The organism is Paenibacillus sp. FSL L8-0644 (assembly GCF_038008165.1).
Classification (GTDB): domain Bacteria; phylum Bacillota; class Bacilli; order Paenibacillales; family Paenibacillaceae; genus Paenibacillus; species Paenibacillus polymyxa_D.
The window spans coordinates 170,545-180,000 of the sequence record NZ_JBBOYN010000001.1; the positions used below are offsets into that span (position 1 = coordinate 170,545).

The following is a 9,456-nucleotide window of genomic DNA, read 5'->3' on the forward strand; positions in this document are numbered from 1 at the left end:
GGACGGATATTGTACGTCATCGGACGCTGTTATGGCAATAGCTGCATGATCCTCGTTTTAAGATCTTAGGAGGTTAAAACATTGGAAAAGAAGAAAGTATTAATCGTCGATGACCAGAATGGAATACGGATTTTACTGATGGAAGTGTTCGGAAGTGAGGGTTATGAGACCTTTCAGGCGGCGAACGGGAAAATTGCACTTGAAATTGTTGAGAAGGAACCACCTGATCTGGTTCTGCTCGATATGAAAATTCCAGGTATGGACGGACTCGAAATTCTGAAACATCTAAAAACCATGAATCCCGATATCAAGGTTATTATGATGACAGCATATGGAGAACTGGACATGATTAAAGAGGCGACGGAGCTAGGTGCGCTAATGCATTTTACCAAGCCCTTTGATATTGACGAAATGCGGATTGCTGTGAACAAACAACTCAGAGGTGACTAGGTGAGTCACGGTGGTTGAGAACTCTGTTAACACAACAGGGTTTTTTGTTTGTGATTATGGGAAATACTGAAAGTAAATCCTCTCCTTATACAATTCTATCGAAAAACGGCGTCCTGAGCGTGATTTTTGTATGTGTTGATATGCAAAAGCTTGTTTAGTATTTAACATGGGTTGTGGTATAATAAGCCCGTATGTGATGTCGGCTAAAAATATAGACAAACCCAAACACCTTTAGGAGGACTGTAACCATGCCATTGGTATCTATGAAAGACATGTTGAACAAAGCACTCGAAGGAAAATACGCAGTAGGTCAATACAACATTAATAACCTGGAGTGGACTCAAGCTATTTTGGGCGCTGCTGAAGAAGAAAAATCCCCAGTAATCTTGGGTGTTTCTGAAGGCGCAGCACGTCACATGGGCGGATTCTACACTGTAGTTAAAATGGTAGAAGGTCTTATTCATGACATGAAAATCACCGTTCCGGTTGCGATCCATTTGGACCACGGTTCCAGCTTTGAAAAATGTAAAGAAGCTATCGACGCTGGGTTCACATCCGTTATGATTGACGATTCCCACAGCCCAATCGACACAAACATTGCTACAACGAAAAAAGTGGTTGAATATGCTCATTCCAAAGGCGTTTCTGTTGAAGCTGAAGTTGGAATGGTTGGCGGTCAAGAGGATGATGTTGTCGGCGACGTAATGTACGCTAAGTTGGACGACTGTCTGCGTATCGTTAACGAAACAGGTATCGATACACTGGCACCTGCACTGGGTTCCGTACACGGACCATACAAAGGCGAGCCAAACCTCGGATTCAAAGAAATGGAAGAGATCTGCAATGCAATCAAACTTCCACTCGTTCTGCACGGTGGTACTGGCATCCCAACACATGACATTAAAAAAGCAATCTCCTTGGGAACTTCCAAAATCAATGTAAACACTGAGAACCAAATCGTATTTGCGAAAGTGGTTCGTGAAGTGCTTGCTGAGAAACCGGATGCTTATGACCCACGTACATTCATCGCTCCAGGTCGTGAAGCGATTAAACAAACCGTTATCGGTAAAATTCGTGAGTTCGGTTCCAACAACAAAGCGTAATAATAAGTTAAACTGGTCGTGCGTCTGCACAGGCTAGATGTATTTCTTAGTTGTAGCTGTAGTTCTGCTGCACAAAATACTTAAATCTGTACAGTTGAATAGTTTGGTATGGAAAGCACACCGCTTAGCCGGTGTCTTTCCATTTTCACCACTAAAAAAGTTAAAAATTTTGATTTGAGATTATTGTTTGACCGACTGCAAAACACGTAGGGGGACCCTCAAGCTTATGGAAAAATTGATGATCACCGGTGGACGGCCGCTTCAGGGTACAGTTTCCATCAGCGGTGCCAAAAACAGTGCCATCGCCTTGATTCCCGCAGCCATTCTGGCAGAGTCGGAAGTCATTTTGGACAATTTGCCACTGTTAAGTGATGTGGCGGTGTATTCCGAGATACTGGAGGAACTTGGTGCAACGGTTGCCTGGGAAGGTAGCCAGATGAAAATAGATCCATCCTCTATTAAATCCATTCCTATGCCGAATGGGCCTGTTAAGAAATTACGAGCCTCTTATTATATGATGGGAGCCATGCTGGGCAGATTCAAGGAAGCGATCATCGGTTTGCCAGGAGGGTGCAATTTCGAACCCCGGCCCATTGATCAGCATATCAAAGGTTTTGAAGCGCTGGGTGCCACGGTTACGAACGAGCACGGCGCTATTCATTTGCACGCCAAAGAACTGCGCGGAACCAAGATTTACTTGGATGTTAGCAGCGTAGGCGCTACCATTAATATTATGCTGGCGGCAGCACGTGCCAAAGGCGCCACAATTATCGAAAATGCGGCTAAAGAGCCTGAGATTATAGATGTAGCAACCCTTTTAAACTCTATGGGGGCCATTATTAAAGGCGCCGGTACGGAGACGATTCGAATTGAAGGTGTGTCGGAGCTACATGGCTGCCGTCATTCCATTATACCTGACCGTATACAAGCGGGCACATACATGATTGCTGCTGCGGCAACCCGTGGAAATGTATTGATTGACAACGTAATCCCCAAACATATGGAGGCTCTCACTGCAAAAATGCAGGAAATGGGCATCGGTATCGAGGAATATGATGAAAGTATTCGCGTACTGGGTGCACCTTCTTATGAACATGTCGACGTTAAAGCCTTGATATACCCCGGATTCGCCACAGATTTACAATCTCCCATGACCAGCTTGCTTACCCAAGCGCAGGGTGTCAGTGTATTGAGCGATTTTGTGTACAGCAGTCGTTTTAAGCACGTCCCTGAGCTGGTGCGTATGGGGGCTAAAATTCGCGTAGAGGGTCGGTCTGCCATTATAGAGGGTGGTCGATTGAATGCAGCTAAAGTAAAAGCGGCAGATCTGCGCGCCGGAGCGGCCCTTGTCATTGCTGGACTTACAGTAAGCGAAGGCGTAACCGAGGTGACGGGTGTCGAGTACATTGACCGTGGTTATGATCACCTTGTCTCTAACCTGCGTCTTTTGGGCGCGGATGTATGGCGGCAGACTGAATAATTAAGCCGTGCAATTTTTTCGAACTCCCGGAACGAAAGCGATAGAACGGGCAACACCTGTGCAGCCGCTGCTTGATAAAAGATTGTGGTTCATACCTAACAATCAATTATCGGAAAACCGGAATAATTCGGTATAATCCAGGCAGATGGCTGCATAACTTTATTTGTTTTGGTTAAAATTATGTTAATGGTGTTTATGATATCATTGTCTATCATTTAGATGTATGAATGGACTTAATAATTGAATAGGTGGTTATTATATGGATCTGCAAATTTCCGATCTGGAAGAAATGAAGCTGACCGACCTGTACAAGCTGGCCAAGCAATACCAGATCCCGTACTACGGAACGCTCAAGAAGAAAGAACTAATTTTCGCTATCCTGCGTGCACAAGCTGAGAAGAGCGGATTGATGTTTATGCAAGGGGTTCTGGAAATCCTTCCTGAAGGTTACGGCTTTCTGAGGCCGATCAATTATCTCCCGAGTACCGAAGATATTTACATCTCTGCTTCACAAATCCGCAAGTTTGACTTGAGAACAGGCGATCTTGTTTCCGGTAAGTGCCGAACGCCAAAAGAGAATGAACGATATTTTGGATTGCTTCAAGTTAACGCCGTCAATGGAAGAAGTCCTGAGCAAGCTGCTGAGCGGCTACACTTTCCTGCACTGACTCCACTGTATCCGCAAACCAAATTAGTCCTTGAAACTTCCCCCAACCATTTGTCTACGAGAATTATGGATGTACTGGCCCCTGTCGGACTTGGACAGCGCGGACTCATTGTAGCACCTCCCAAAGCTGGGAAGACGCTTCTCCTCAAAGAAATTGCCAATAGCATTTCTACCAACAATCCCGAGATCGAGCTTTTTGTCTTGTTGATTGATGAACGCCCTGAAGAAGTGACCGATATGCAGCGTTCTGTTAAAGGTGAAGTTGTGGCCTCTACATTTGACGAACTTCCTGAAAATCACATCAAAGTGGCAGAACTCGTGTTGGAGCGTGCGCTACGTCTCGTAGAACATAAAAAGGATGTTGTCATCCTGTTGGATAGCATCACGCGTTTGGCTCGTGCGTACAATCTCGTTATTCCTCCTTCTGGTCGTACTTTGAGTGGGGGTATTGATCCGGCGGCATTTCACCGTCCAAAACGCTTTTTTGGTGCGGCTCGGAATGTGGAGGAAGGCGGTAGCTTGACGATTCTTGCTACAGCTCTGATTGATACAGGATCACGCATGGACGATATCATTTATGAAGAGTTTAAAGGTACAGGCAACATGGAGTTGCATTTGGACCGCAAGCTGGCAGAACGTCGTATCTTCCCTGCGATTGATATTCGTCGTTCCGGCACACGCCGTGAGGAAGTGTTGTTGAACAAGGAAGAATTGGATACGATCTGGGCCATTCGTAAAAATATGACGGAAAGCCATGATTTTGTGGAAGGCTTCCTCAAAAAGCTGCGTAATAGCAAGACTAATGCTGAATTTCTGGCTTCGTTTGATTTGGCGGCACCTTCTTCCGGTGGCTCGCAAAGCAGTTCTGGTGGGCAACAACGGAGAACTACGCGTTCTACCACAGCCTCAGTCCCGGCCTCAACCAACTAAAACCCATTCATGTATTTTATCTGTTCCGTAAGTACACAGTCGTTATCATTCATTTTGTTAATGGCGTAGGCTTAACGGAGCGAAAGGAGCTCCAAAATGTATTTGGTGTATGCCGACGAAAAAGGCAATGTATATGATCATGCTTCTTTGTATGGGCTTGCACGTAGTGCAGACATGATTGTTGAAATCATGGAGGATGAGCTTATTCCGTTACCGGAAGGAGCTACATTGGTAAGCCTGCCCAGCACTCGCCCGGTCGGTATGAACCCTGAAACAGGGGAAATGGTTTCTCTTCCCGGAGATATGCAAGCAGTAGGGGCTTTATTGCCGCAAGGTTTTACACGCTTGTGCCTGCCGGGATATGTGAAGACCGATAAGGAGTACAAGCTTCCCTTGTTCGGTTATTCGGCCGTAGTCTGGAAAGACGGAGCATTTTATGTAACGGCTGAGCAGAGTGACAGTCCGTCCAAGTGGAATCCGGAAAACTGTGACCGCCATCAAGTTAAATTGGGTGTTCAGCGGATGACGGAGCAATATCCCGAAAATCGGCTGTACCAACATTTGTCTAACTGTGCGCTTGGCTACGAATGCCTTACTTCCTCGAACACATTCCTGAATCGCTGGGAGGGGGGAGTTCCGGTATCTTATTCTTGTAATGCGGGTTGCTTTGGGTGTATATCTGAACAGCCAGATGACAGTGGCTTCGTATCTCCGCAGACAAGAATGAACTTCCGTCCTCGCGTCGAAGAAATTGTAGAAGTTATGCTGGAACATTTGAAGACACCGGAATCCATCATTAGTTTTGGTCAAGGTTGCGAAGGTGAGCCTTCCACACAAGCCAAACTGATTATTGATTCGATCAAAGAGGTGCGTTCCATTACCGATATGGGATACATCAATATCAATACGAATGCGGGATTGAGCGATCATATCCGGGGAATCGTGGATGCGGGTCTTGATCTGATGCGCGTTAGTACCATTAGTGCACTGGACGATCATTACAATGCGTATTACAAGCCGCGCGGTTACACGTTGGCTAATGTGGAAAAATCACTTCGTTATGCTTCTGAGCAGGGTGTATATACGTCGATTAATTATTTGATTTTTCCGGGTGTAACTGACCGAGAAGAAGAAATTGAGGCAATGATTGAATTTGCCAAACGAACTAAGCTCAGGCTGATTCAAATGCGTAATTTGAACATCGATCCTGAAAGCTATCTGGAATTGATTCCACCTGCACAAGGTGAGATCCTTGGCATGAAGCAAATGCTTGAGATTTATCGTGAGGAACTGCCGGATGTAGTCATCGGTTCATACACTCATGTACCGCCGCAAGGGCAGGCACGTCCTAAATTTGCCAAGGCCTAAAACGGTCACACAGCAATTGAAATACACCTGTTTTGCGCTGTTTCTGAATGCAGAAAAGAGTTGTTGAAACGCTCATATTCAAGTGCTATAATGTGAACATGTGTTCATACAACTCTGGACTGATAGGACGTTCAGGGCGGAAAGAGGTGAAAGTTCAATGCAACAAGCTATTCAACCAACATTTAACGTAACTACTGTCACTTGTGCTTGCGGAAATTCGTTTGAAACTGGTTCTGTGAAAGGATCTCTGCGTGTGGAGATTTGCTCCGCCTGCCACCCGTTCTTCACAGGCAAGCAGAAATTTATTGATGCTGGTGGACGCGTGGATCGTTTCAAAAAGAAATACGGTATCTAATGGATTACCGCAAGTTATAAAGTTATTAGAGCCTTCTGCGACTGCAGAGGGCTCTTTTTGTAATAATGTGTATTTGCTTTTTATGCGGCCTTAAGATATACTTATTTTCACCGTGCTAGATGGGGAGGTAGCGGTGCCCTGTAACTCGCAATCCGCTATAGCGAGGTTGAATTCCTGTTAGAGGTGTTGTTGATGTGAGGCTGGTCCCTGCGCACAATGTTGACGGCTGGGTCCTCCGCAATGAGTACTTGTGAACCTGGTCAGGTCCGGAAGGAAGCAGCCATAAGCAGGCCCACTCTTGTGCCGGAGGGTTGCCTAGCCCGAGTTGCTGTTCAGGATTGCCGCTCGGATCACAACGATCAATAACAGGTGCACGGTATATATTGGTAATTAGAACATCTTGGCAATCATTGCGAAGATGTTTTTTTGTGTTTTATAAATTGGAAGGTGTCTGGTTTAGATTCGGACGGGAGTATAGTATAATGAAGTGACCATGAATGGTCATGAAAGTGAATGGGAAAGAGGGTAACGCGCATTGGAACATATAGCGTTGTACCGTGCTTGGCGGCCGCAGGCTTTCAAGGACATGGTAGGACAACAGCATATTATCCAGACATTGCAGAATGCCATCCGCGAAAATCGCACGTCCCATGCCTACTTGTTCAGCGGTCCACGAGGAACAGGTAAGACGAGTGCGGCCAAAATTTTGGCCAAGGCTATCAACTGTGAGCATGGACCTGCGCCGGAACCTTGCAACGAATGCGAGGCCTGTAAACGGATCACGGCCGGAGCGGTCATGGATGTACAGGAGATTGATGCAGCCTCCAACCGGGGCGTTGAAGAGATTCGTGATTTGCGCGATAAAGTCAAATATGCGCCCACAGAAGTGCGGCACAAGGTTTATATCATTGATGAAGTGCACATGCTGACGACGGAAGCGTTCAATGCGCTGCTCAAGACACTAGAAGAGCCGCCGCCACACGTGATGTTCATATTGGCTACGACTGAACCACATCGGATTCCAGCGACAATTATTTCACGTTGCCAGCGGTTTGACTTCCGGCGGGTATCGCTGGAAGAACAGACAGAGCGGCTTGATCTGATATGTCAACAGGAGAACATACAGGCTGATTCAGATGCACTGCAGTATATTGCGCGTCTTTCAGATGGCGGGATGCGAGATGCGGTTAGCGTTTTGGACCAGATATCCTCGTTTACAGATGGTCGGGTTACTTATCAGCAGGTGCTGGATATGACGGGAGGTATTGCGTCCGAGCAGTTCGGTAAGCTTGCTTTGGCATTGCTGAAAGAAGATGTGGGCACGGTGCTCCAAATGATCGAGAACTTTATGCAGGAAGGTAAAAGTGCGGATAAGTGCATGGAGAATCTTCTGTACTATTTCCGAGATCTGCTAATGATCAAGATGGTGCCTCAGGCAACCAAAATGACGGAGCGAGTGCTAGATCCAGAGCGATTTAAGGAAGTGGCAGATGCTTTTACCAAGGAGCAACTCTTTGTGATGATTGACACCCTTAATCGTTATCAGAGTGAGATGAAATATGCCGTTCAGCCTCAAACTTTGTTTGAGGTAGCTCTATTGAAACTATGCAGTATTCCGGGGGAAGCAGGAGCTGTTGTTCAGCCGGTCGCACAGCGCTCTGGTGCTGCGGCTGAGCAGGAAGATGTGGTAATGTTGAAGCGCCAGCTTGCTGAGCTGGAAAAGAAACTGGAGCGCGCGCTACAAGGTGGATTGGGCGCTGGAGTTGGACAGGAGGCATCGTCGGGTGGCCGTCAGGCTTCCGGGGGGCGTGCCCCTGCTCCGCGGATTTCAGCGCCGGCCAAACTCCCTTCTCAGTTGGATCGCTATATCGCTGAGAAGTCGAGCGAAGCATTCGCAGCAGCGGGGCGTAAGTGGAGTCAGATTTTGCAAGGGGTAAAAGAGGCGAAAGTTACGGTTCATGCCTGGTTTATGGACGGTGAGCCAGTTTCTGTGTTAGAGGACAGTATATTGGTCGCATTTAAGAACAATATTCATCGTGAAACTACCGAAAAGCCTGCCAATAAGCAGGTCATCGAGAAAGTATTGCATGAGCAGTTGGGTCATCCTTATCGGTTAGTAACGATGATGCAAAAGGATTGGAATGCTGCGATTGAAGGAGTTTCCGACCAGCCTGCCGAAGAATTGCAACTGGAGCCGGAGCATGATGCGCCGGGAAAGTCCAAGGAGCCCTGGATTGATGAAGCTATTCAACTTTTCGGGGAAGATCTGGTAGTCATTAAAGATTAATTCAAGTGTCTAGATGTATACTTCATTAAAGGAGATGATTGAAATGAACAATATGAACCAAATGATGAAGCAAGTGAAAAAAATGCAGGAACAAATGCTGAAAGCCCAAGAGGAACTTGGCGGAAAAGTAATCGAAGGTACTTCTGGCGGCGGTGTTGTGACGGTGGAGGTAAATGGACATAAAAAAGTGTTGTCCATCACGATCAAACCGGAAGCCGTAGATCCTGATGATGTAGAAATGCTGCAAGATCTTGTGCTGACTGCAGTCAATGATGCTTTGTCCAAAGCAGATGAACTGGCTAATGATGATATGGGTAAATTTACAGGCGGCATGAAAATTCCGGGCTTGTTCTAGTCTGCTGCATAAAGGAGAAACACGCTATTGTATTATCCGGAGCCGATTGCAAAGCTAATTGATGCTTTTACGCGCCTGCCGGGAGTAGGGCCAAAGACGGCTGCCCGGTTGGCTTTTCACGTACTGAAAATGAAGGAAGATGATGTGATTGACTTTGCCAAAGCGCTGGTCAATGTGAAACGTAACCTTCACTTCTGTTCAGTCTGCGGCAACATTACGGACACAGACCCATGTCGGATCTGTCAGGATAAGACAAGGGATACTTCCGTCATTTGTGTTGTTCAGGATTCCAAGGATTTGGTGGCTATGGAGCGTACCAAGGAGTTTAATGGTTTTTACCATGTGCTTCACGGGGCGATATCTCCTATGGAGGGAATTGGTCCTGAGGATATCAAACTCAAGGAATTGCTGAACAGACTCAGTGATGAGCGCGTCAAGGAGCTGATTTTAGCTACGAACCC

At 46.5% G+C, this 9,456-nt stretch carries 9 protein-coding genes and 1 other RNA gene (1 of these 10 only partly in view); all 10 read left to right on the top strand.

What is annotated here, in order from left to right; genetic code table 11:
- Positions 1-81 precede the first annotated feature (81 nt).
- The gene (locus NSS94_RS00690) at positions 82-450 is read left to right on the top strand and encodes a response regulator (protein ID WP_013308218.1); all 369 of its coding nucleotides are present in this window, start codon (positions 82-84) and stop codon (positions 448-450) included.
- Positions 451-698: 248 nt separating this feature from the next.
- On the top strand, positions 699-1,553 hold the full coding sequence (gene fba, locus NSS94_RS00695; protein ID WP_013308219.1) for a class II fructose-1,6-bisphosphate aldolase: 855 nt from the start codon (positions 699-701) through the stop codon (positions 1,551-1,553).
- Between the two features lie 226 nt (positions 1,554-1,779).
- Positions 1,780-3,033: a UDP-N-acetylglucosamine 1-carboxyvinyltransferase gene (locus NSS94_RS00700; protein ID WP_029514892.1), complete on the top strand. Its 1,254-nt coding sequence runs from the start codon at positions 1,780-1,782 to the stop codon at positions 3,031-3,033.
- A gap of 259 nt (positions 3,034-3,292) precedes the next feature.
- Entirely contained in the window at positions 3,293-4,630 is a 1,338-nt protein-coding gene (rho, locus tag NSS94_RS00705; RefSeq protein WP_029514891.1) for a transcription termination factor Rho, read from the top strand.
- Between the two features lie 96 nt (positions 4,631-4,726).
- Positions 4,727-5,998 carry a radical SAM protein gene (locus tag NSS94_RS00710; RefSeq protein WP_029514889.1) on the top strand — a complete coding sequence of 424 codons (1,272 nt, stop codon included), beginning with the start codon at positions 4,727-4,729 and terminating at the stop codon, positions 5,996-5,998.
- A gap of 157 nt (positions 5,999-6,155) precedes the next feature.
- Positions 6,156-6,353 (top strand): 50S ribosomal protein L31, encoded by a 198-nt coding sequence (gene rpmE / locus NSS94_RS00715; RefSeq protein WP_013308223.1) that lies wholly within the window; start codon positions 6,156-6,158, stop codon positions 6,351-6,353.
- A gap of 110 nt (positions 6,354-6,463) precedes the next feature.
- Positions 6,464-6,730, top strand: an RNA gene (gene ffs / locus NSS94_RS00720) — signal recognition particle sRNA large type.
- Between the two features lie 158 nt (positions 6,731-6,888).
- A complete protein-coding gene (dnaX, locus tag NSS94_RS00725; RefSeq protein WP_341038296.1) occupies positions 6,889-8,640 on the top strand; it encodes a DNA polymerase III subunit gamma/tau in 1,752 nt (583 codons plus the stop codon).
- Between the two features lie 43 nt (positions 8,641-8,683).
- The gene (locus NSS94_RS00730; RefSeq protein WP_013308226.1) at positions 8,684-8,995 is read left to right on the top strand and encodes a YbaB/EbfC family nucleoid-associated protein; all 312 of its coding nucleotides are present in this window, start codon (positions 8,684-8,686) and stop codon (positions 8,993-8,995) included.
- A gap of 27 nt (positions 8,996-9,022) precedes the next feature.
- Positions 9,023-9,456 carry the 5' portion of a recombination mediator RecR gene (recR, locus tag NSS94_RS00735; RefSeq protein ID WP_013308227.1) on the top strand. Its footprint extends 166 nt past the window's final position, so 434 of the gene's 600 nt are visible here — the first part of the coding sequence; its start codon is at positions 9,023-9,025; the stop codon falls past the right edge of the window.

Bases quoted from the DNA above. Each gene is read 5' to 3' on its own strand.
- fba (WP_013308219.1), top strand. From the start codon at position 699: ATGCCATTGGTATCTATGAAAGACATGTTGAACAAAGCACTCGAAGGA.
- NSS94_RS00700 (WP_029514892.1), top strand. From the start codon at position 1,780: ATGGAAAAATTGATGATCACCGGTGGACGGCCGCTTCAGGGTACAGTT.
- rho (WP_029514891.1), top strand. From the start codon at position 3,293: ATGGATCTGCAAATTTCCGATCTGGAAGAAATGAAGCTGACCGACCTG.
- NSS94_RS00710 (WP_029514889.1), top strand. From the start codon at position 4,727: ATGTATTTGGTGTATGCCGACGAAAAAGGCAATGTATATGATCATGCT.
- rpmE (WP_013308223.1), top strand. From the start codon at position 6,156: ATGCAACAAGCTATTCAACCAACATTTAACGTAACTACTGTCACTTGT.
- NSS94_RS00730 (WP_013308226.1), top strand. From the start codon at position 8,684: ATGAACAATATGAACCAAATGATGAAGCAAGTGAAAAAAATGCAGGAA.